At 63.9% G+C, this 20928-nt stretch carries 20 protein-coding genes; 7 read left to right on the plus strand and 13 right to left on the minus strand.

The features are described from left to right. The first annotated feature begins 91 nt into the window (after nt 1-91). Nucleotides 92-760: a response regulator gene (locus tag CQ007_RS05965; RefSeq protein ID WP_105644132.1), complete on the plus strand. Its 669-nt coding sequence runs from the start codon at nt 92-94 to the stop codon at nt 758-760. Then, the gene (locus CQ007_RS05970) at nt 757-2154 is read left to right on the plus strand and encodes a sensor histidine kinase (RefSeq protein WP_105644134.1); all 1398 of its coding nucleotides are present in this window, start codon (nt 757-759) and stop codon (nt 2152-2154) included. The genes CQ007_RS05965 and CQ007_RS05970 overlap by 4 nt, the downstream gene beginning before the upstream one ends. A gap of 36 nt (nt 2155-2190) precedes the next feature. Here the strand turns inward: CQ007_RS05970 and CQ007_RS05975 are convergent, their stop codons facing one another. Continuing rightward, entirely contained in the window at nt 2191-2355 is a 165-nt protein-coding gene (locus CQ007_RS05975) for a DUF1328 domain-containing protein (RefSeq protein WP_105644136.1), read from the minus strand. A gap of 50 nt (nt 2356-2405) precedes the next feature. Then, nucleotides 2406-3260, minus strand: a complete 855-nt coding sequence (locus CQ007_RS05980) for a BON domain-containing protein (RefSeq protein WP_105644138.1) — start codon at nt 3258-3260, stop codon at nt 2406-2408. Between the two features lie 218 nt (nt 3261-3478). Between CQ007_RS05980 and algB the strand changes: the two genes are divergently transcribed. The 3 genes from algB (at nt 3479) to CQ007_RS05995 (ending at nt 7231) form a co-directional block, all read left to right on the plus strand. Continuing rightward, nucleotides 3479-4825: a sigma-54-dependent response regulator transcription factor AlgB gene (algB, locus tag CQ007_RS05985; RefSeq protein WP_105644140.1), complete on the plus strand. Its 1347-nt coding sequence runs from the start codon at nt 3479-3481 to the stop codon at nt 4823-4825. Then, nucleotides 4822-6606 (plus strand): ATP-binding protein, encoded by a 1785-nt coding sequence (locus CQ007_RS05990; protein WP_105644141.1) that lies wholly within the window; start codon nt 4822-4824, stop codon nt 6604-6606. The genes algB and CQ007_RS05990 overlap by 4 nt, the downstream gene beginning before the upstream one ends. A gap of 64 nt (nt 6607-6670) precedes the next feature. Continuing rightward, nucleotides 6671-7231, plus strand: a complete 561-nt coding sequence (locus CQ007_RS05995) for a DUF4136 domain-containing protein (protein WP_105644143.1) — start codon at nt 6671-6673, stop codon at nt 7229-7231. A 2-nt stretch (nt 7232-7233) separates the two neighbouring features. On the opposite strand, the gene CQ007_RS06000 is transcribed toward CQ007_RS05995, so the two are convergent. Both CQ007_RS06000 and alr read right to left on the minus strand, forming a co-directional pair. Beyond that, nucleotides 7234-7782: a cupin domain-containing protein gene (locus CQ007_RS06000; RefSeq protein ID WP_105644145.1), complete on the minus strand. Its 549-nt coding sequence runs from the start codon at nt 7780-7782 to the stop codon at nt 7234-7236. A gap of 96 nt (nt 7783-7878) precedes the next feature. Next, nucleotides 7879-8949 carry an alanine racemase gene (gene alr, locus CQ007_RS06005; protein WP_105644146.1) on the minus strand — a complete coding sequence of 357 codons (1071 nt, stop codon included), beginning with the start codon at nt 8947-8949 and terminating at the stop codon, nt 7879-7881. Between the two features lie 200 nt (nt 8950-9149). Here alr and CQ007_RS06010 point away from each other — a divergent pair, with 200 nt between their 5' ends. Beyond that, nucleotides 9150-10448 carry an FAD-binding oxidoreductase gene (locus tag CQ007_RS06010; RefSeq protein WP_105644148.1) on the plus strand — a complete coding sequence of 433 codons (1299 nt, stop codon included), beginning with the start codon at nt 9150-9152 and terminating at the stop codon, nt 10446-10448. A 113-nt stretch (nt 10449-10561) separates the two neighbouring features. Here CQ007_RS06010 and CQ007_RS06015 read toward each other — a convergent pair whose 3' ends face one another. From CQ007_RS06015 to CQ007_RS06055, 9 genes are all read right to left on the minus strand, one after another. After that, entirely contained in the window at nt 10562-11701 is a 1140-nt protein-coding gene (locus CQ007_RS06015; RefSeq protein ID WP_105644150.1) for a Fic family protein, read from the minus strand. A 157-nt stretch (nt 11702-11858) separates the two neighbouring features. Next, nucleotides 11859-12803, minus strand: coding sequence for an aldo/keto reductase (locus CQ007_RS06020; RefSeq protein ID WP_105644152.1), 945 nt, complete (start codon nt 12801-12803; stop codon nt 11859-11861). Then, nucleotides 12800-14143: an NTP/NDP exchange transporter gene (locus CQ007_RS06025; protein ID WP_105644154.1), complete on the minus strand. Its 1344-nt coding sequence runs from the start codon at nt 14141-14143 to the stop codon at nt 12800-12802. The genes CQ007_RS06020 and CQ007_RS06025 overlap by 4 nt, the downstream gene beginning before the upstream one ends. Next, complete coding sequence (locus CQ007_RS06030) at nt 14140-15480, minus strand: ribonuclease J (protein WP_105644156.1); 1341 nt, start codon at nt 15478-15480, stop codon at nt 14140-14142. Before CQ007_RS06030 ends, CQ007_RS06025 begins: the two co-directional genes overlap by 4 nt. A 45-nt stretch (nt 15481-15525) precedes the next feature. Then, nucleotides 15526-16755 carry a nucleoside recognition domain-containing protein gene (locus CQ007_RS06035; protein ID WP_105644159.1) on the minus strand — a complete coding sequence of 410 codons (1230 nt, stop codon included), beginning with the start codon at nt 16753-16755 and terminating at the stop codon, nt 15526-15528. Nucleotides 16756-16773: 18 nt separating this feature from the next. Continuing rightward, entirely contained in the window at nt 16774-17622 is an 849-nt protein-coding gene (locus CQ007_RS06040; protein WP_305888510.1) for an N-acetylmuramoyl-L-alanine amidase, read from the minus strand. An 11-nt stretch (nt 17623-17633) separates the two neighbouring features. Next, nucleotides 17634-18452: an endonuclease/exonuclease/phosphatase family protein gene (locus CQ007_RS06045; RefSeq protein WP_256582213.1), complete on the minus strand. Its 819-nt coding sequence runs from the start codon at nt 18450-18452 to the stop codon at nt 17634-17636. A 77-nt stretch (nt 18453-18529) separates the two neighbouring features. Continuing rightward, nucleotides 18530-19156: a thiol:disulfide interchange protein DsbA/DsbL gene (locus tag CQ007_RS06050; RefSeq protein ID WP_158256726.1), complete on the minus strand. Its 627-nt coding sequence runs from the start codon at nt 19154-19156 to the stop codon at nt 18530-18532. Between the two features lie 165 nt (nt 19157-19321). Beyond that, the gene (locus CQ007_RS06055) at nt 19322-19930 is read right to left on the minus strand and encodes a cytochrome c (protein WP_105644167.1); all 609 of its coding nucleotides are present in this window, start codon (nt 19928-19930) and stop codon (nt 19322-19324) included. Between the two features lie 264 nt (nt 19931-20194). Here CQ007_RS06055 and yihA point away from each other — a divergent pair, with 264 nt between their 5' ends. Next, a complete protein-coding gene (yihA, locus tag CQ007_RS06060) occupies nt 20195-20854 on the plus strand; it encodes a ribosome biogenesis GTP-binding protein YihA/YsxC (RefSeq protein ID WP_105644169.1) in 660 nt (219 codons plus the stop codon). Nucleotides 20855-20928: the final 74 nt, after the last annotated feature.

A 20928-nucleotide genomic window follows, 5' to 3' on the forward strand; every position in this document is an offset into this window, starting at 1 on the left:
CCTTTCATCAACCTGTCATCGAAACTTGCCACTGCTGTAGCGCGACTGGCGGTGTAAACTCGGTTAAACGATCTTAGGGAGGAACGGGCCGGTGCGTATTCTGCTGGTGGAAGACGATCCGGAGCTGGCTGACAGCCTGACCCGCGCGCTCAAGGCGGGCGGTTTGACGGTGGACACGCTGCATGACGGGGTGGCTGCCGACCTGGCGTTGCGCAGCGAGGACTACGCCCTGGCCATTCTCGATGTCGGTCTGCCGCGGATGGACGGCTTCGAAGTGCTGCGTCAGCTGCGTGAGCGGCGCCAGACCCTGGCGGTGCTGATCCTGACCGCGCGCGGCGAGGTCAGCGACCGGGTACGCGGCCTCAATCTGGGTGCCGACGACTACCTGGCCAAGCCCTTCGAGCTCAGCGAGCTGGAGGCCCGGGTCAACGCCCTGCTGCGCCGCAGCCTGATGGGTGGTGAGCGCCAGCAACGCTGCGGGCCGCTGGTCTATGACCTGACTGACCGCCGCTTCACCCTGGACGATGCGCCCCTGCAACTGCCTTCACGCGAGCATGCGGTTCTGGAAAACCTGATCAGCCGGCCGGGACGGCTGCTGAACAAGGAGCAACTGGCCAGCAAGGTCTTCGGCCTGGATCAGGATGCCAGCCCGGAGGCGATCGAGATCTACATTTCCCGGCTGCGGCGCAAGCTCGATGGCAGCAGTGTGCGCATCGTCACCTTCCGTGGCCTGGGCTATCTGCTGGAAGTCGCCGAATGAGCCGGCGCAGCGCCGGCAGCCTGCGCCGGCGGTTGATGGTGCGGCTGGCGCTGATGCTCAGCCTGCTGCTGGTACTGGCAGCGATCAGCGCCTACTGGAATGCCCGGGAGGCCGCCGATACCGCCTATGACCGCTCGCTGCTATCCTCGGCACGGAGCATTGCCGAGCGGCTGTTCGATGCCGAGGGTCGACTGTCCGTCGAGGTGCCCTATATCGCCCTGGACAACTTTGCCTATGACATCACCGGGCGGCTGTACTATCAGGTGCTGGATCGGCAGGGGGTCTCGGTTTCCGGCTACGAGGACCTGCCGGCGCCGCCGCAAGGCGTACCCATGACCCGTGACTATCCGGCGCTGGCCCGCTTCTACGATGGCCGCTACCGTGACACCGAGGTGCGCGTGGTCAGCCTGCTGCAGCCGGTCAGCGTGGGCGATGAGCACGGCATGGCGGAGATCCGCGTGGCGGAAACGCTGAATGCCCGTGAGGGCATGGCGCGCCACCTGTTGCAGCGTTCGCTGATCAATCTCAGCGTGCTCAGCATCAGCGCCCTGCTGTTGGTCTGGCTGACGGTGAACGCGGCACTGGGGCCGCTGCGGCGGGTCAAGGAAGAGGTGGCCAGGCGGCGCAGCGATGATCTGAGCCCGATCAGCACCGAGGGGCTGCAACGGGAAATCAGCCCGTTGGTGGACGCCATCAACCACTTCACCAGCCAGCTCAAGGAGAACTTCGAACGTCAGCGCGACTTTATCGCCGAAGCGTCCCACGAGTTGCGCACGCCGCTGTCGGCGCTCAAGGCGCGTATCGAATTCGGTTTGCGTTCCACGCGGCCGGAGCAGTGGCGCCAGGCGTTGCAGGATGCCGAGCTGAGCGCCGACCGCACCATTGCGCTGGCCAACCGGCTGCTGTCCATGGCACGTATCGAGCGCGGCGCCCGGGCAGTGGCCGATGGCAGCGCCGAGCGTATCGCCATGCAGCCACTGGTGCAGGAGGTGGCCATGGCCATGGTGCCGCTGGCCTATGGACGCGGCGTCGAACTGGCGCTGGACGTGTCGCAGCCCTTTACCGTATGGGGCGAGCCGACCCTGCTGCAGGAACTGCTGGGCAATCTGATCGACAATGCGCTGGCGCACACTCCGGCGGGTGGACAGATCGTGCTGCGCCTGACATCACCGGCCCGTCTGGAAGTCGAGGATACCGGCCCGGGCATCCCGGAAACCGAGCGTGCCCGCGTATTCGAACGTTTTTACCGTCAGGGTGGTGAAGGCAGTGGCCTGGGGTTGTCCATCGTCGGCGAGATCTGTCGTGCGCACCGGGCCGAGATCAGCCTGGAGCAGGGTGAACTGGGCGGTCTGCTGGTCAGCGTGCGGTTTCCGGAAGGCGAACCGGCCACATGAGTGGCCGGTATGAGTTTCGCGCTGCGGTTGAGTGACCTATAGCTTGGGGCGACGCCCCATGATGAAGGACACGATGAACAGCACCAGGAATACGATGAACAGGATCTTGGCGATACCTGTGGCGGTGCCGGCAATGCCACCGAAGCCCAGTACCGCAGCGATGATGGCGATGATCAGGAAGGTAATGGCCCAACTCAGCATGGTAGTTCTCCTCGGTTGATGGAATAGCGCTTCAGTGCTTCAGCACCGATCTAGCTCTCCCTGCCGCCGACCCTCAGTGCATCGGCATTGACCCCGCGCACGCCGCGGATGTTCTCGGCAGTCTCGACCGCCAGGGACTTCTCTGCATCAGTGGCGACCTGACCGCTCAGGGTTACCTGGCCACTCTTGGTTTCCACGGAAATATCCAGGCCGTCGAGATTGCTGCTGAACAGGAAGCTGGATTTCACCTTGCTGGTGATCCAGGTATCGCTGATCGCGCCGCCGGCATCATCCACGCGGGCCTTGGCCCTGTCACTGGTGCCGCCCTCGGCACTGACGTTCAATTTGTTGTCGACCTGACGTACACCCTCGGTATTGCGCGCCAGGCGCTCGGCCAGTTCACTGGCAGCGTCCGAATCGGCGCGGCCCTCCAGAGTGACTACGCCATCGCGGGTAGTGACATTGATATCCAGGCCTTCGGTATTGCGGTTCCATAGCAGTTTGGACTTCACCGTGGCCGTGGTGGTTGCATCATTGAAACGTGTGGAAAAGGCCCGGCCATCGCTGCCATCGGCACTGCGCTCCACCTCTTCCCCAGCTACCTGCAGCTGGTTGTCGACCTCTCTCACGCCATCCACACCCAGCGCCACCTGTTCGGCCAGGTCGCGGTCCACCTCGGACTCGACTTCGCCGGTCAGGATGGCGACGCCGTTTTCGATCTCCACATCGATGCTGAAGGGGCTCAGGTGCCGGTTCAGTGCAAAGGCAGTCCACACCGATCCTTCCTGACGCGCTTCAGTCAACTGCCGGCTGAGGTCGCCATCAGCGGCATGCGCGGCGATCGGGCTCAGGGCCAGGACACCAGCGGTCGCGGTGGCCATAGCGAGTTTCTTCAATGTATGCATTGCATGACTCCTTCTTTTCTAGCGGTAACCGCTCAGGGTAGAGCGTTGCAGCTGCCGTGCCAGCTTCGTGTAAAAAAGAAATCCCATATTTTTCAATTGGTTGTGTCGATGTCCCAGGGGCGTGGCTGTGCACAATGCAAGAAGCGCGGAAAAATCATCGTGCAACTTGCCCGGTTCGCCGCTGACTAATCATTCACAGGCCATCAACGGAGCGGGCAATGCCAATCACTGATGCTACAGACGGGCGCATACTGTTGGTCGATGACGAACCGGCCATCCTGCGTACCTTTCGCTATTGCCTGGAAGACCAGGGCTACGAGGTGGCCAGCGCCGCCAGCGCGGCCCACGCCGAAGCGCTGATCCAGAGTCAGGTCTTCGATCTGTGCTTTCTCGACCTGCGCCTCGGTGCCGACAATGGCCTGGAGGTGCTAGCGCGCCTGCGCGTGCAGGCGCCCTGGATGCGGGTGGTGATAGTGACCGCGCATTCGGCGGTGGATACGGCGGTCAATGCCATGCAGGCCGGTGCCGCGGACTACCTGGTGAAACCCTGCAGCCCCGAGCAACTGCGTCTGGCCGCCGCGCGGCAGCTGGAGACCAGTCGCATGGCGGCCCGGCTGCAAGCGCTGGAGCAGGAGGCGCCGGCCGTGGCGGCAACGCTCGATTCCGATTGCCCGATGATGATGGCAGTGCTGGACACTGCCCGGCAGGTGGCCGATACCGATGCCAACATTCTCATTCTCGGGGAATCGGGTACCGGCAAGGGGGAACTCGCCCGCGCCATCCATGGCTGGAGCGCGCGCAGCCAGCGTCCCTGTGTGACCATCAACTGTCCGTCATTGAGCGCCGAGCTGATGGAGAGTGAGCTGTTCGGCCATGCCCGCGGGGCCTTTACCGGCGCCACCGAGAATACCCTGGGGCGGGTCAGCCAGGCCGATGGCGGTACGCTGTTTCTGGATGAGATCGGCGATTTCCCGCTGCCCCTGCAACCGAAACTGCTGCGCTTCATCCAGGATCGGCAATACGAACGGGTCGGTGACCCGCTGACCCGTCAGGCCGATGTACGGATTCTCTCGGCGACCAACCGCAATCTGCAGGAGATGGTCGGCGAAGGCCAGTTCCGCGAGGACCTGCTGTACCGCCTGAATGTCATCACCCTGACCCTGCCGCCGCTGCGCGAACGCGCCGAGGACATCGCTGCCCTGGCTGAAGGCTTTCTCGCGCGCTTTGTCAGCGATTACGCGCGCCCGGCCCGGGGTTTCAGCGACGAGGCGCTGGCCGCGCTGCAGAGCTGTCGCTGGCCCGGCAATATCCGCGAGCTGCGCAATGTGATCGAGCGTGCCAGCATCATCTGCACCGCCGAGCGGGTCGAGCTCAGTCATCTGGGCCTGGATGTGCCGCTGACCGACAGTGTGCCGCGGGCGGGTGCCCAGCTCAGCCTTGAGGAGCTCGAGCGAGCGCATATCACTGCGGTGCTGGGCAGCAGCGAGACGCTGGAGCAGGCCGCACGGACCCTCGGCATCGATGCTTCCACGCTGTACCGCAAGCGCAAGCAGCTTGGCCTGTGAAGCTGCGCAGCCGGCTGTTTCTCAGTAGCGGCGCGCTGCTCACGGTGGCGCTGATCGGCCTGCTGCTGGGGATCTTCAGCGTTCTGCACCTGACCCGCGCGCAGAACCAGACGGTGATCAACAGCCTGGGCAGCATCGATGCGGCCATGGGTCTGAGCCAGGAACTGAATCGCCAGGTAGCGCTGCTACTGGCCGAGGAGCTGGACCTGTCGGCGATCCGTGCCTCCGATCAGCGCTTCGATGACTGGCTGCGACGGGCCACACAGGACATGCCCAGCGTGGCCGAGCGCCAGGTGCTGGAACGACTGAGCGAGGCCTATTCGGCATTCGAGGATCTGCTGGCCGAGCCGCTGGCGGTGCGCCAGCAAATCCTCGGCAGTGACGAATTCAGCCATCGGTTCAGTACCATCCATGACCATATCGACAGCCTGCTCAAGCAGTACCTGGCGCAGTTGCGTGCCGGCGAGCAGCATGCCCGTGAGCGTGCCTGGCTGATTGCCGGCTTGCTCGGGCTGGTCGGGGCGGCGGTGCTGGTGCTGGGGCTGGTCACCGCGCACAGCAGCGCGCAGCGTTTCGGGCGGCCGATCGAGGCGCTGGCCGAGGCGGCGGACCTGATCGGCAAGGGCGACTTCAAGGTCACCCTGCCGGTCACCACGGTGGCCGAGCTGACCACCCTGAGCCGCCGTTTCGGCCTGATGGCGACGGCGCTGCAACAGTTCCGTGACAGCGATGTGGAGGCGTTGCTGGCGGAGCAGCGGCGCCTGCAGGCGGTGCTCGACAGTATCGATGACGGTCTGCTGCTGTTCGATCGCAGTGGTCGGCTGCAGCACTTCAACCCGGTGGCCGGCCGCCAGCTGGGCTGCGATGCCAGCCAGTTGGGCCTGACCGCCGGGCAGGCACTGCAGCGCCCGGAGCTGGACGAGCAGTTGTGGCAGGTGGCGCGCGGGCAGGCCCAGTCCGGGGTGCTGGGCGATCTGCAGGTGGATGTGCACGGCACCGCGCGGCTGCTGACCTACAGCATCACCCCGGTCAGTCATACCGGTGGGCGTCTGCTGGGCATGGTCATGGTGTTGCATGATGTCACCGAGCAGCGCGCCTTCGAGCGCATCCGCAGTGAGTTCGTGCTGCGTGCTTCCCATGAACTGCGCACCCCGGTGGCCGGCATGCACATGGCCTTCGCCCTGTTGCTGGAGCGTCTGCAGTTCGCCCCCGGGTCCCGCGAGGATGACCTGCTGCGCACGGTGGATGAGGAAATGCACCGGTTGGTGCGGCTGATCAACGAACTGCTGGATTTTTCCCGCTACCAGAATGGTCTGCAGACCCTGGAACGCAGCCCATGCGATGCCGCGGATCTGCTGGTCCAGGCCCGCGAGCGCTTTGTCGACCGGGCCCGGGAACGCGGTCTGAGCCTGCAACTGGACTGCGCCGAGGGGCTGCCACCGGCCCTGCTTGACCGGCTGCAGATCGAGCGGGTGCTGGACAATCTGTTGAGCAACGCTATCCGCCACAGCCAGTCGGGCGACCGGGTGCGGCTGTCCGCCACCAAACAGGACGAGCAACTGCTGCTGGCGGTCGAGGATGAAGGCGAAGGCATCCCTTACGGCCAGCAGGCCCGGGTATTCGAGCCCTTCGTGCAGATCGGTCGCAGCCGCGGCGGGGTTGGTCTGGGGCTGGCGTTGTGCCGGGAAATCGTGCAGTTGCACGGTGGGCGGATCAGCGTGTTTTCGCATCCGGGCGAGGGCGCACGCTTCGAGCTGTTATTGCCGTTCTCGCCGGCGTAGCATAGAACCATCAACTGCCACGGCAGTCTGATTCCATATATCCACCAATACAGCAGAGGTTGCCATGTTGCGTTCATTGATGCTGTTGTCGCTGCTGGTGGTACTGGGCGCCTGTCAGGCCACGGGCCCACGCGCGGATTTCGACGTGAGCCGGGATTTCAACCAGTATCAGACCTGGAGCTGGGCTGACCCGCCAGTGACCTACGCCCCGAACAACGATCCACGTCTGGCCAGTGATCTGACCACCCAGCGGGTCGAGGAAGCGGTCAGCGGGCAGTTGGATGTGCGTGGCCTGCGTCCGGCGCAGGATGCCGCTTCCGCCGATCTGAAGGTACGCGCCTCAGTGGTACTGGAAACCCGGCGGGACAATGTCACTACCCATTATGGCGGTGGTTGGGGCTACTGGGGACCCTACTGGGGCGGCCCGGGCTACAGCCAGACGCGGACCGTCGACTACCAGGTCATGACCCTGCAGATCGATCTGCTGGATGCCGCCGATGGCCGGCTGGTCTGGCGTGGCAGTGACAGCAAGATTGTCCGCGATCGCATGTCGCCAGCCGAGCGCAGTCAGGAAATGCATGAGCGGGCAGCGCGTGTTCTCAGCAACTACCCGCCCAACTACTGAGTTCAGAAGTTGGCCGGGGTGGTGGCGCTGAGCAGTTCGCAGGGTTCGTCGAAGGGATTGTTGAAGCGGTGCGGCTGGCTGCTCTCGAAGTAGTAGCTGTCGCCAGTGGCGAGGGTATGTACTTCCTCACCGACCGTGAGTTCCAGCCGCCCGCGCACTACCATACCGGCCTCCTCTCCTTCATGCCGCAGCATGTCCGGGCCGGTGTCGGCGGCGGGTGGGTAGATTTCGCGCAGGAATGACAGGCTGCGATCCGGATGATCCTTGCCCACCAGCTGCATGATCACCTCATTGCTGCCGATATCCAGCAGCTCATCGGCACGATATACCACCTTGCGCGGCTGACTCGCCGCCGCTTCCAGCGAAAAGAACTCCACCAGCGACATGGGAATACCGGCCAGCACCTTCTTCAGTGAGCTCACCGAGGGGCTGACGCTGTTCTTCTCGATCATGGAAATGGTGCTGTTGGTGACGCCGGCGCGTTTGGCCAGCTCACGCTGGGACAGGCCCTTGAGTTTGCGGATGGACTTCAGTCGGGCACCAACATCCAAGGTCGGAATCCTCGCGAAAAGGCAACGGTAGGGGGTATCAGGTGGGGCACATTGTTGCACGGCTGTGCATTATCTTCAACGCGCCCGCCCTGCTCTTCAATCCCGATAGTGCCGGGGTACCCGATTGAGATTGCAGAACAATTGATAGGAAATGGTACCGGCATGGCTCGCCACCTCGCCGGCATCCAGGCCCTCGCCCCACAGCCGGACCGGGCTGCCGAGGCCGCTGGCGGGCAGGTCGGTGAGGTCGATGGTCAGCATGTCCATCGACACCCGGCCGCTGATGCAGGTGCGCTGGCCGTCCACCAGTACCGGCGTACCATCCGGGGCGTGCCGTGGGTAGCCGTCGGCATAGCCCATGGCGACCACGCCGATACGGCTGGGACGCTGGGTAACGAAGCGCGAGCCGTAGCCAATGGGTTCGCCGGCGGCAATCTGGTGCACCGCGATCACCCGTGAATCCAGCTGCATCACCGGGCGCAGCTGGGTGGCCTGGGGCTGCTCGAAGCCGAACGGGCTGGAGCCGTAGAGCATGATGCCCGGCCGCACCCAGTCACCATGGGCACCGGGCCAGGCCAGCACGCCGGCCGAATTGCTCAGGCTGGCCGGGCCTTGCAGACCATCGGTGGCTTGCAGGAAGGTTTCCATCTGCTGCTCGGTACGCCCGGTCTCCGGCTCGTCGGCACGGGAAAAATGGGTGATCTTGGTCAGGCTGGCAACCTTGCTGTTGCCCTGCAGCCGCTGCCAGATGGCGGGATACTCCCCGGCGCTGAAACCAGTACGGTGCATGCCACTGTCGAGCTTGAGCCAGACATGCAGCGGCTGGCGCAGATCGGCCTGCTCCAGATCGGCCAACTGCCCGTGATGATGCACCACCGGCCACAGCTCATGGCGGCAGATCAGCTCCAGCTCGGCAGCCTCGAACCAGCCCTCCAGCAGCACGATCGGCTGGCGATGGCCGGCCTCGCGCAGCACCAGCGCCTCTTCGATGGCGGACACGGCAAAGCCATCGACATCGTCAGCCAGCGCGGCGGCACACTCCAGCGCACCATGCCCATAGGCGTTGGCCTTAACCACTGCCAGCGCGCGGCAGCCGGTCAGGCTTCTGGCCAGGTGGTAATTGTGACGCAGGGCGGACAAATCAATCAGGGCATGGGCTGGGCGCATGGTCAATCCACAGAGAAAACGGGCTGTCGGGAACGGGAAAATTGCATGGCGGCGGGCGCCGGCGGCAAGAATATCAAATTATATCGGCAAAAACCGACGGCATTGGTCGGCTCAACCCCCATAGGCAGGGCGCAGCCGCCTTCTGCCGTGGCGCAAATGCCGCTATCCTGCTCCTTGCACAGCCAGCCAACGGATTTCCCATGTCGCATCAAGCCATACACACTGCCGATTACCCCAACTCCTACTATCTGGCCTCGCGCAAGGCCGACGCGGACTATCCCATGTTGCAGGGCGACGAGCAGGCGGATGTGTGCATCGTCGGTGGCGGTTTCACCGGCCTCAATACCGCCATCGAGCTGGCCCAGCGCGGGCTGTCGGTGGTTCTGCTGGAGGGGCGGCGCATCGGCTGGGGCGCCAGCGGACGCAATGGCGGGCAACTGATCCGCGGGGTCGGGCATGATCTGGACCAGTTTGCCGGGGTGCTCGGCGAGCAGGGCGTGCGCGAACTCAAGCTGATGGGTATCGAGGCGGTGCAGATGGTGCGCCAGCGTATCGAACAGTTCGGCATCGATTGCGATCTGACCTGGGGTTATTGCGACCTGGCGAACAAGCCGCGGCATCTCGACGATTTCCGGGCCGACCGCGAGGAACTACTGGCGCTGGGCTATGGGCATGAGCTGAAGATCGTCGAGCCGGATCAGATGCACAGCGTGGTCGGTTCCGATCGCTATGTCGGCGGCATGATCGACATGGGGTCGGGGCACCTGCATCCGCTCAACCTGGCCCTGGGCGAAGCAGTCGCGGCGCAGTCGCTGGGTGTGCGCCTGTTCGAACGCTCCATGGTCACCGCCATCGACTACGGTCCGACCATCACCGTGCACACCGAGCATGGCCGGGTGCGCGCCGCCCAGCTGATGCTCGGCTGCAATGCCTACCACAGCGGCATCCAGCCGCAACTGGCGGGCCGGGTGATCGCGGCCGGCAGCTATATCATCGCCACCGAGCCGCTGGCCCCGGCGCTGGCGCAGCAACTGATCCCGCAGAACATGGCACTGTGTGACCAGCGCGTGGCGCTGGACTACTACCGGCTGTCAGCCGACCGGCGTCTGCTGTTCGGCGGTGCCTGCCACTATTCGGGCCGCGACCCGGCGGACATCGCCGCCTATATGCGACCGAAGATGCTCAAGGTGTTTCCACAACTGGAGCACACCCGCATCGACTATCAGTGGGGTGGCATGATCGGTATCGGCGCCAACCGCCTGCCACAGATCGGTCGGCTGCCCGACCAGCCCAATGTGTTCTATGCCCAGGCCTACTCCGGCCACGGGCTCAATGCCACCCACCTGGCCGCGCGCATCCTCGGTGAGGCCATGACTGGCCAGGCCAGCCGCGGCTTCGACCTGTTCAGCCAGGTGCCGCACATGACCTTCCCCGGCGGCCAGCGGCTGCGGGCGCCGCTGCTGGCGCTGGGCATGCTGTGGCAGAAGCTCAAGGAGTAGAGCTGCTGATCCTGGCGGCGCTGCTATGGCGTCGGCTGTTGGCCAGCAGCTTGTCCGGTGGTGCTTCGCTACAGGTCGCGGGCCTACCTATGGCCTGGATGCCCAGCAGCCTTCTAGGGTGAGCTAAACAGTCGCAGATAGTCGTTGAAAGCAAACAAGCGGTTGCGGCGCTGGCCGGTGATTTCAACCAATACGCCGAAGGACACTAGGTCGCTGATCAGGGTTGCTGCCGTATTGGTGGAGACACCGATCACATCCGAGACCCATTTCACATCCATGATCGGCTGAGCATACAGATGGCGCATCAGGTCATGGGCATTGTCCTGGCGGCGGGTGCCGAAGCGCGGTAGTACTTCTCGTTCGATACGTTGTTTCAGGTCGATAATGGCGCGGAATACCGAGGCCGAGGCGCGTGCGGTTTCTTCCACGCCAAACAGAAAGAAGATCAGCCATTCGCGCAGGTGGTTGCCGTGGCGTACAGCCATCAGATGATCTACATAACTGCTCTTGTTGCGCTCGAAATAGTCCGACAGATACAGGGCTGGTTTGTGCAGCAGTCCTTCGGATGCCAGGTAGAGAGAAATCATCAGCCTCCCCAGGCGGCCATTGCCGTCCAGGAAAGGGTGGATGGTTTCAAACTGATAATGGGCAATGGCAATGCGTACCAGCGGATGCACAAAAAAATGTTGTGCATGTAGAAACTTTTCCAGATCGCCCATCAGCGCGGGCACATGCTCATGGTGGGGTGGGACAAAGGCAGCGTGTTTCAGGCTTACGCCAATCCAGTTCTGGCTGGTGCGGAATTCGCCCGGCAGTTTGTGCTCGCCACGCACACCTTGCATCAGCTCGGCATGGGTTTGCCGCAGCAGACGTATTGACAGGGGCAATGCCTCCAAAGCGCCGATGGCGAAGTTGATCGCCCGGATGTAGTTCTGTACCTCCGACCAGTCATCCCGCTCTTCCGGTTTAAGGTCATCAATATTCTTGAAGGCATCCTCGATATTGGTTTGGGTGCCTTCGATACGGCTGGACTGGGTGGCTTCCTTCGCTACATACATGCGAATGAAGAAATCGATATCGGGAATCAACTGGCTGAAGGCGTTCAGTTCGCCCAGGGCGCGGTCGGCTCGCCCCAGCAGATCCATCAGCTCAGGATCAGCGATGATCCATTCATGACAGAGAGGCTCGGGTAGAAAGGCCTTGTATTCGTAGCGCTGCTCGTAGCGGCCTGCGTTGAAATCTGAAAGGTTCATATGTCAGAAACTGAGAGTTTTTTGATATAGCAGGCATGCTATGTCAGATTGGGCTGGGCAGGCAACCACTATATCAGTTAAGCACCTGGTTTCTGACATAAGGAAATCCCTATGTCAGAAACCAGGTTTGGCTCGTTAATGAAATGCCGGGTTGTTATCACAGCGACTCGATATGCGCGATCATGCGCTGGCGCCCTTCCTCATCAGGCAGTCGTCCTGTCGCCGCGCCCAGGTTATCAACCAGATGCCGAACCTGGCTGGTGGCCGGCGTGGCAGCGGTGACCGCCGGGTGGGCGATGACGAACTTGAGGAAGAACTGCCCCCAACTGGCGATATCGTAGTCGGCGGCCCAGTCCGGCAGGCTATGCCCCTCCACCAGTTGCCACAGCCGGGTGCGCCCGAACGGCAGATATACCAGCACGCCGATCTCGCGTTCCTGCGCCAGCGGCAGGATGCGCTGCTCCATGACGCGATGGTCGATGGCGTAGTCGATACCGATGAAGTCCAGCGGTTCACTGCGCATCAGTCGCTCGAGTTCCTCGTACTGCTCGGCGAAGGTGGTGGTCACGCCGATATAACGCAGGCGGCCGGCATCGCGGTATTCCTTGAGCAAGCCCAGCTGGGTGGGTACATCGCCCAGGTTATGCACCTGGATCAGGTCCATTTCCGGTTTGCCCAGCCAGTCGAAGGATTGCTCGATCTGCGCCCGGGCCGCCGCCGGGTCGGTGCTACCACCACCGCGCCCGGCCACGTTGACCTTGGTGGCCCAGAACAGTTTCTCATTGAGCTCGGTTTCCCGTGCTATCTCGGCAGCCACCCGCTCCGCCGCGCCATAGCTGGGTGCGGTGTCGAACACGCTGCCGCCGTGCTGCACCAGGGTCTGCAGGATCTCCCGCACAGTGGCGGTATCGCCCTCGCCGGCGATCTGTGAGAAGGACGCCGAGCTGCCCAGCCCGACCACCGGCAACTGCTCGCTGGTGCCGGGAATGGTTCGGGTAATGAGGTTGCGCGGGCTGTTATCAGCCAGCAGCAACCGGGGGTTGATGGCCAGTGCCACGCCGGTGGCGGCACAGAGTTTGAGGTAATCGCGTCGTGTCATCATTGTTGTTGTCTCCTGTTCGCGGAAGGTGGATTCGGCGCATGCTCCGGGGTTGCAGGCAGCGCGGCTGCCTGTTCGGCGGCGAGGCGCTGCTGGGCGCGGCCCAGCCACAGGCCCAGGGCCGCCCAGGCCAGTGCCAGCGGGATGGCAACGCTGGCCAGACCGGCCAGGCCCATGCCCAGCCGCCCGAGCAGCCCTTCGAGCTGGGCGCCAAGCACATCGCCGCCACGGTAGCCGAAGGTATCGATGAAAGCCTTGGACTTGTACTTGTCCTCGCGGCTGACCACAGTGTAGAGCGTCTCGCGTGCTGGCCGGGTCAGCGCCCGCTGGATCGCCCGGAACGCTGCCTCGAACAGGATCAGCACCGCCAGGGTACCGACCATGGCCAGACCGATGAAACCCAGCATCACGGTCAGCGGCAGCAACATGAGGGTCACGTGTACGCCGAAGCGCTTCATCACCCGCCCGGCGATCAGCGCCTGCAGCACCAGAGTGGCCAGTTGGGTAAGCAGGTCGATGCGGGCAAAAATCGTGGTGCGCATGTCCATATCGTCACCGAGGGCGGCGACCATCTGCAGTCGGGTGAAATACAGCAGTGTGGCCATCAGCGTCATGCAGATCACGTAGCCGGCAATGCCCAGCAGGTAGCGTGAGCGGAACACCGCCTTGAGGCCCTGCCAGGCGCTGCCACCGATTACCGCCTGCTGTTCGGTCGCCGACCCGGCATGCCGCGGTTGGCTGCGCGCCACCGCCCAGGCTGCCACCAGCGCCAGTAGCAGAAATCCGGCCGAGACCAGCAGCAGTGCCGGAGTGCCCAGTGGGGTGGCCAGCAGCGACGCCAGCCAGGGACCGAAGATCGCCCCCAGCGTACCGCCCACCGCGATCAGTGCGAACAGCCGCTTGCTTTGTTCCAGAGTGAAACGATCCGCCATCAGCGCCCAGAACAACATGGTGGCGAACAGATTGAATACACTGAACCAGACATAGAACACCTGACCGCTGATCTCCCCGACCGCCTGCGGCGTCAGTACCAGCAGCAGGTGAAAGCCGACCAGGCTGAGGGCGAAGAACACATAGGTGGCGGCAATGAACTGCAATCGCTGAAAACGGCTCACCAACCAGCCGAACAGCGGATTGGCCAGCAGGGTGACCAGCGCGGTGCCGATGAACAGCCAGCGCACCGCCTCGATGCCGCGCTGCATGCCCAGCGCATCGCGCGCCGGGCGCAGGATCATCAGTGCGGTGAGCACGCAGAAGAAGAACAGTACCGCCAGCAGTACCGGAACACCCTCCCCACGGCGCAGATTGAACAGGGTGTCGAGGCGCTGCCGGAAGTCCATCATCCGTTGCGCTCCACTTCCCGCAGTGCCCAGGGCAGCTCGGCGACGCGGCACGGCTGGCCGCTGAGGTCGATCAGCTCGCCATTGGCCGGCACCAGCCCGCCGATACCCAGGCGCCGGGCGAAATCCAGGTGTGCCTGCTGATGGTAGGGTTCGCCGTGCACCGGCAACAGATAGCGCGGGCGTAGCCAGCCATACAGCTCGCGCAGGTCATCCTGCGGTGGGTGCCCGGAGGCATGGATCGGCGCCATGTCATCATCGATGATATGCACGCCCTGCCCCTTCAGCTGGCTCTTGATGCGCTCGAGTGGCAGTTCGTTGCCGGGAATCAGCCGCGAGGAGAACAGCACGGTATCACCGGCCTCCAGCGTCAGCTGCGGATGACTACCTGCGGCCAGGCGACCGAGGGCCGCCATCGGCTCGCCCTGGCTGCCGGTGCAGATCCACAGTTGCTGCTGGGGTGGCAGAAAGCCCAGTTCCCAGGGATCGATGAACCCCGGCCGCGCCTGCAGGTAGCCGTGGGCGCGGCCGACACCGTGCATGCTCCGCAGGCTGCGGCCGAGCAGCCCGGCGTAGCGGCCGGTATCGAAGGCGATCAGCGCCAGGCTGTGCAGTCGCGCCAGGTTGCTGGCGAAGCAGGTGACCACCACTCGCCCGGCCCGAGGGCGGATGGCGTCCGAGAGACCATCCTGCACCGCCGCCTCGGAGCGGCTGGCGCCACCGCCCGGCGCGTTGGTCGAATCGCCGATCAGGACATCCACGCCTTCCCGGCCGATGGCCCGCAAGCGGCCCTCGGCGGTGACCTCGCCGACCAGCGGCTGGGCATCGAGCTTCCAGTCCCCGCTGTGGTAGAGCCGGCGCCCAGCCACCTGCAGCAGGATGCCATGGGACTCGGGAATCGAATGGGTGACGGGAATCCACTCGGCCTGAAAGGCATCCAGGCCGATCGGCTGCAGCGGCCGGATCTCATGCAGCGCCGGCCAGTCCAGGTGCTGCGGCAGCTTGCTGCGGATCAGCTGCGCGGTGAAGGGGCTGGTGTATAGCGGACAACCGAGTTGGCGCCACAGGTGCGGGATGGCGCCGATGTGATCCTCGTGGCCATGGGTGATCAGCAACGCGCTGAGCTTGATGTCGTGCTTTTCCAGGGCCGTGAGGCTGGGCACCGAGACGCGGTTGTCACCGCTGGCTGTGGACTCCAGGGCCAGCCCGCAATCGATGCCGATCCATTGTCCTGCGGAGCCGTACAGGTAGAGATTGGCACCGAACATGCCGGCGCCGCCCAGGGCGACGAAGTAGGGTCCGGTGTGGCGGTGCAACTGGTCGAAGCGCGGTGCAGGCATGATGGATTCCGATCGTGGGCCTGCAACACAGCTTAGCAGGCTGGCTCAGCCGAAGAACCAATAGCACACACCAATGGCGGTGAGCATGCCGGCCAGATCCGAAATCAGCGCGCAGCCCAGGCCGTGGCGGATACGGGTGATACCGACGGCGCCGAAGTACACCGCCAGCACGTAGAAGGTGGTCTCGGTGCTGCCCTGGAAGGTCGCTGCCAGCAGCGCCGGGAAGCTGTCGACGCCGAAGGTGTCCATGGTCTCGATCATCATCGCCCGCGCCCCGCTGCCGGACAGCGGCTTCATGAAGGCCGTTGGCAGCGCGTCGATGAAACGGGTATCCCAGCCCAGGCCGTCGATCATCCAGCGGATGCCTTCCAGCCCGGCATCCAGCACCCCGCTGGCGCGCAGTACGCCGATGGCTACCAGCATGGCGATCAGGAACGGCAGCAGCGAGATGGTGAAGCTGAAGCCTTCCTTGGCCCCGGCGATAAAGGTGTCGTACACCGGCACCCTGCGCAGCGCGGCGACGCCGAGGAACAGGATGATGATACCGAACAGGGTCAGGTTGCCGACCAGGGAGGAGGTCGCCGCCAGCGCCTGGGCCGACATACCGGCCAGGCTGGTCAGCAGCAGGCCCATGCCGACGGCACCGGCCAGCAGGTAGGCCAGCACCACCGGGTCATGCAGGCGCAGGCGCTGCATGAACGCCACCGCCAGCAGCCCGACCAGGCTGGAGGCGGTGGTGGCCAGCAGGATCGGCAGGAACACCAGGGTGGGATCAGTGGCACCCTGCTGCGCGCGGTACATGAACACGGTCACCGGCAGCAGGGTCAGCGACGAGCTGTTGAGCACCAGGAACAGGATCTGCGCGTTGGTCGCGGTGTCCTTTTGCGGGTTGAGTTCCTGCAGCGAGTGCATGGCCTTGATGCCGATCGGGGTGGCGGCGTTATCCAGGCCGAGGATATTGGCGGCGAAGTTCATGCTGATATGCCCCAGCGCCGGGTGGCCGCTGGGCACGCCCGGCATCAGCCGACGGAACAGCGGGTCCAGCACCCGGGCCAGCAGGCGGATCAGCCCGGCTTTCTCGGCGATCGCCAGAAGGCCCAGCCACAGGGTCATGGTCCCGACCAGCACCAGCACGATCTCGACGCTGAGCCGCGCCATATCGAATAGCGCCGCCACCAGGCGGCTGAACACCTCGCCATCACCGAGCCCCAGCCACTGCCACAGGGCGGCGGTGAAGGCGGCGAGGAAGAAGCTCAGCCAGATTCCATTGAGCATGTGTCGGACTATCCCTGGTTACGGTGGGGTGAAATGGACGGCCGGTTCAGCCAGATCGGTGAAACGGCTGATCTCGGCGAAGCTTTCCGGGACCAGTGCGGCAAGAATGGCGGCGGTCTGCGCATCCGGCAGGCCGTCATGCCGGGCCGGTCGAAAGCGCATCTGGAAGGCGGCGATGACGTTGCGCAGGGCATCGGTCTGCCCCGGTGCACTGGCCGTGCTGTAGCCAAACCGCTGCAGGGTGGCGTCGAACCAGGCCAGTGGCGGTGCCTGCCCAGCCAGCAGATGTTCATACTGGGTGACACGGGCGGCGTCCGGCCAGATCGACACGCCCGCGGCGGCCAACTGCTGCCAGGGAAACAGCGGGCCGGGGTCGAGCTTGCGCTGGGGGGCGATATCGCTATGGCCGATGACCCGCTCCGGTGGCAGGTCATGGCGCTGCAGAATGTCCTGCAACAGCGGGATCAGCCGCTCGATCTGCTGCGGGTCCCAGGGATACCAGTGGCGACCCTGCGGTGTGTCCCGATAGCCGGGATGCACGATCTCGATACCGATGGAACTGGCGTTCAGCCAGGTGCGGCCCTGCCAGCTGCTGTCGCCGGCATGCCAGGCGCGGCGGTCCTCGTCGACCAGCCGGTAGATCACCGGTGGGTTGCTGTCGATCAGGTAATGGCTGCTGACCTCACCCAGCGTCAGGGTGTTGAGTGCCCGTGCCGAGTTGGAGGAGGTGTAGTGCAGGATCACGTACTGCACGCGGCTGTCCTGGCCCCGCGCCGTGTGGCTGGTATCGATCTGCAGGCCACGGCTGCAGCCCGCCAGCACCAGGTAGATGAGCAGCAGTCCGAGATAGCCGAGCTGGTTTGGCAACCGGCGGTGCATTATTGCTTGGCGGCGGGTGGCAGGCTGCACATGCTTGCGGGCAGGCGAATATGCATGGATACGGGCAGATGGTCGGAGATCGGTTGCGGCAGCACGTCCACCTGCTCGATGCTCAGGCTGGGGCTGAGCAGGATGTGGTCCAGCACCCGTGCCGGTTTCCAGCTCGGGTAGGTACCGGGCAGGCTTGCGGTGTGCAGCTTGCTGCCGCTCAGTGGCGAGCGCTCCAGCAGGTCCTCGGCATGGGTGTTCATGTCCCCCATCAGCACCACGTGGGCGTGGTCGGCGATGCGTTCGCGAATATAGGCCAACTGGCTGGCGCGGGTACGGGTACTCAGCGCCAGGTGCATCATCACCACCAGCAGGCTGTCCGGCCCCTGGCCGAAGCTGGTCAGGATAGCGCCGCGGCCGGGCAGCATGCCGGGCAGCTTGTGGTCTTCCAGCAGTTGCGGCTGGAAGCGACTGAGAAAACCGTTGGAATGCTGGGCAAAGCGCCCCAGATTGCGGTTCAGCTGTTGATACCAGTAGGGAAACTGGCTTTCCCTGGCCAGGTGCTCGACCTGGTTGATGAAGCCGGAGCGCAGGCTGCCGCCGTCGACTTCCTGCAATGCCACCACGTCGAAATCGTTCAGCAGCTGGGCGATCTGGCCCAGGGTCTGCTGGCGCCGGGCGTGGGGCAGCAGATGCTGCCAGCCACGGGTCAGATAGTGATGATAACGCTGGGTGTTGATGCCGACCTGGATATTGAAGCTGAGCAGGCGCAACACATCCGGCAGCGCCGGTGCGTCGTCACTGCAAGCCCAGTTCGGGTTGGTCTGCATGCAGGCGGGCGCCATAGAACCTTGTGTAGAGCGCCGCCATGGAATATTACCCGTCGCAATCATTACTGCATCCTCGGTCAGGGACGTTCCTGTTCCACCAGATAATCAGCGATTTTCAGCATTTCCTCGAAGCTACCGGCCATGCTGCCCTCGATCCGGTACTTGCCGTTGACGATCAGAGTCGGTACACCCGTGGCGCGGTAGGCCCGCGTCAGGCGCTTGGCCTGATTGATCTTCAACGTCACGCCAGCAGAGTCCCAGGTCTTGCGGAACTCATCCTCGTCAATTCCATACTGGCCGAGCAGCTTGGTCATGGCACTGACATCGGTCAGGCGCTGGCCCTGGTTGTGAATGGCCTGGAACACGGCGGCGTGGGTTTCGTCCAGTTTGTCCATGCTCTCCAGAGTGTAGAACAGCTGGCCGAGAGTATCCCAGGCACCACCGAAGAAGGCGGGAACCGGACGGAAGTAGGCATCATCAGCCAGGCCTTGCTTCCACTGGCCGATAATCGGCTCGAAGGTGAAGCAATGACCGCAGCCATAGGAAAACAGTTCGGCTACTTCGATCTTGCCCGGCTCCTGGGTCGGTGCTGCCGACGGCAGTTCGACATAGTGGACACCAGCCTGATACTGGCTGGTCTGGGCCTGGACCAGTGACAGGCTGCCCAGCAGCCAGACCAACCCGATAGTCAACAACGTACGCATGTGTCTCTCCAGACAGGATTTCTGTGTCATTCAGGCCATCATGATGGCAAAAAGGTTCCCCGGCCGGCCATGTTTCGCTCGCCGCCTGGGTTTTCAACAGTCGCAAAAAAGGGTGACCGTAGCCACCCTTTTTTTATCACCAGCTGTTGCAGTTCCACTCCGGGATCAACGCAGACCCTGGATGTAGTCGGCAACCGCCTGGATATCCTTGTTGCTCAGGCGCGAGGCAATGGTCTGCATGATCGTCGCATCACCATCGTTGGTGCGGTCGCCTTCGCGGAAGTCGGTCAGCTGCTTGACGGTATAGGCAGCATGCTGGCCTGCCAGATGCGGATAGGCGGCTGGCGCGTTGCCCTGGCCGGTCGGGGAGTGGCATCCGGTGCAGGCCGGCAGGCCGGTAGCCAGGTCGCCGCCGCGGTAGATGGCTTCACCACGCTCGACCAGATCCGGGCTGGCAACGCCGCCGGCCAGGGTCTGCGAAGAGAAGTGGGCAGCGATATCGGCCAGGTCCTGCTCACTGAAGCTGTCGAGCATGCCGGTCATCTCGGGAACCGGGCGTGTGCCTTCCTTGATATCGGTCATCTGCTTGATCAGGTAGCGCTCCCCCTGGCCAGCCAGTTTGGGCCAGTTCGGCATCTGGCTGTTACCATCTGCACCATGACAGGCTGTGCACAGCGCCACCTTGCCCTGACCGGCAGCGGCATCACCCTGCAGCGCATGGGCCGAACCGGCCACACCGAGGGATAACACCAGACTTACAAGTAATTTATTCATCGGCTAATCCAATTACGGCTAAAAAATAACAGGGCTGGTCTGCGTCCGGTCTTGATGACCGCGTTATGGGCAGGCCGCCTCGCATGCTGTTGCCGACAGACCACTGGCACTCCGGCACAAATAAGCGCCCATGCTAGCCGCCGACCGGAGGCAGTGCAATGGTCATACTGTCGCAGTGCACTGTCACGATATAAAACCGCGGCATTATATACTAAGCTAGCCGCTGACGGGAACAGACCCTACCCCACACAGACCGGATATTCCATGCCCTCAGCTACACCCCTCGCCATTCTCTGCCAGACCGCCAGCTTCATCAAAAGCGCCAGCCAGGTGGACCAGTGCCCCGCCGACCAAGGGCTGGAAGTGGCCTTCGCCGGTCGCTCCAACGCTGGCAAGTCCAGTGCGCTGAACACGCTCACCCATGCCCGCCTGGCGCGCACCTCGAAAACCCCGGGGCGTACCCAGCTGATCAACTTCTTCGCTCTGGATGAGCATCGTCGTCTGGTGGACCTGCCCGGCTACGGCTACGCCAAGGTGCCGCTGGAGCTGAAGGAACACTGGAAGCAGCATCTGGATGCCTATCTGACCAGCCGCCAGTCGCTGGCCGGGGTGGTGCTGGTGATGGATATCCGCCATCCGCTGTCGGCATTCGACCGCATGATGCTGGACTGGGCCAACGTCGCCGGTCTGCCGGCGCACATCCTGCTGAGCAAGACGGACAAGCTGTCCTTCGGCGCGGCCAAGGGCGTATTGCTCAAGGTGCAGAGCACGGTGCGCAAGGAGTTCGGCAACCGCGCCAGTGTACAGTTGTTCTCCTCGCCCAAGCGCCAGGGCATCGACGAGGCACATGCCGTGCTGGACAGCTGGCTGTTTCCCGCCGAGCTGGAGGAAGCTGCCGGGGATCATCCGCAAGCCACTGAATGACGGGCTGAAGGGGGACAGGCAAGAGGCTCAAGCCCTTCCCCAGGGGTGCCGAACTCCACTGGCGATCTGGTAGC

It is taken from the genome of Pseudomonas sp. MYb185 (assembly GCF_002979975.1).
GTDB lineage: Bacteria > Pseudomonadota > Gammaproteobacteria > Pseudomonadales > Pseudomonadaceae > Halopseudomonas.

Bases quoted from the DNA above. Each gene is read 5' to 3' on its own strand.
- CQ007_RS05970 (WP_105644134.1), top strand. From the start codon at position 757: ATGAGCCGGCGCAGCGCCGGCAGCCTGCGCCGGCGGTTGATGGTGCGG.
- CQ007_RS05975 (WP_105644136.1), bottom strand. From the start codon at position 2,355: ATGCTGAGTTGGGCCATTACCTTCCTGATCATCGCCATCATCGCTGCG.
- CQ007_RS05980 (WP_105644138.1), bottom strand. From the start codon at position 3,260: ATGCATACATTGAAGAAACTCGCTATGGCCACCGCGACCGCTGGTGTC.
- algB (WP_105644140.1), top strand. From the start codon at position 3,479: ATGCCAATCACTGATGCTACAGACGGGCGCATACTGTTGGTCGATGAC.
- CQ007_RS05995 (WP_105644143.1), top strand. From the start codon at position 6,671: ATGTTGCGTTCATTGATGCTGTTGTCGCTGCTGGTGGTACTGGGCGCC.
- alr (WP_105644146.1), bottom strand. From the start codon at position 8,949: ATGCGCCCAGCCCATGCCCTGATTGATTTGTCCGCCCTGCGTCACAAT.
- CQ007_RS06010 (WP_105644148.1), top strand. From the start codon at position 9,150: ATGTCGCATCAAGCCATACACACTGCCGATTACCCCAACTCCTACTAT.
- CQ007_RS06015 (WP_105644150.1), bottom strand. From the start codon at position 11,701: ATGAACCTTTCAGATTTCAACGCAGGCCGCTACGAGCAGCGCTACGAA.
- CQ007_RS06020 (WP_105644152.1), bottom strand. From the start codon at position 12,803: ATGATGACACGACGCGATTACCTCAAACTCTGTGCCGCCACCGGCGTG.
- CQ007_RS06025 (WP_105644154.1), bottom strand. From the start codon at position 14,143: ATGATGGACTTCCGGCAGCGCCTCGACACCCTGTTCAATCTGCGCCGT.
- CQ007_RS06030 (WP_105644156.1), bottom strand. From the start codon at position 15,480: ATGCCTGCACCGCGCTTCGACCAGTTGCACCGCCACACCGGACCCTAC.
- CQ007_RS06035 (WP_105644159.1), bottom strand. From the start codon at position 16,755: ATGCTCAATGGAATCTGGCTGAGCTTCTTCCTCGCCGCCTTCACCGCC.
- CQ007_RS06045 (WP_256582213.1), bottom strand. From the start codon at position 18,452: ATGCAGACCAACCCGAACTGGGCTTGCAGTGACGACGCACCGGCGCTG.
- CQ007_RS06050 (WP_158256726.1), bottom strand. From the start codon at position 19,156: ATGCGTACGTTGTTGACTATCGGGTTGGTCTGGCTGCTGGGCAGCCTG.
- CQ007_RS06055 (WP_105644167.1), bottom strand. From the start codon at position 19,930: ATGAATAAATTACTTGTAAGTCTGGTGTTATCCCTCGGTGTGGCCGGT.
- yihA (WP_105644169.1), top strand. From the start codon at position 20,195: ATGCCCTCAGCTACACCCCTCGCCATTCTCTGCCAGACCGCCAGCTTC.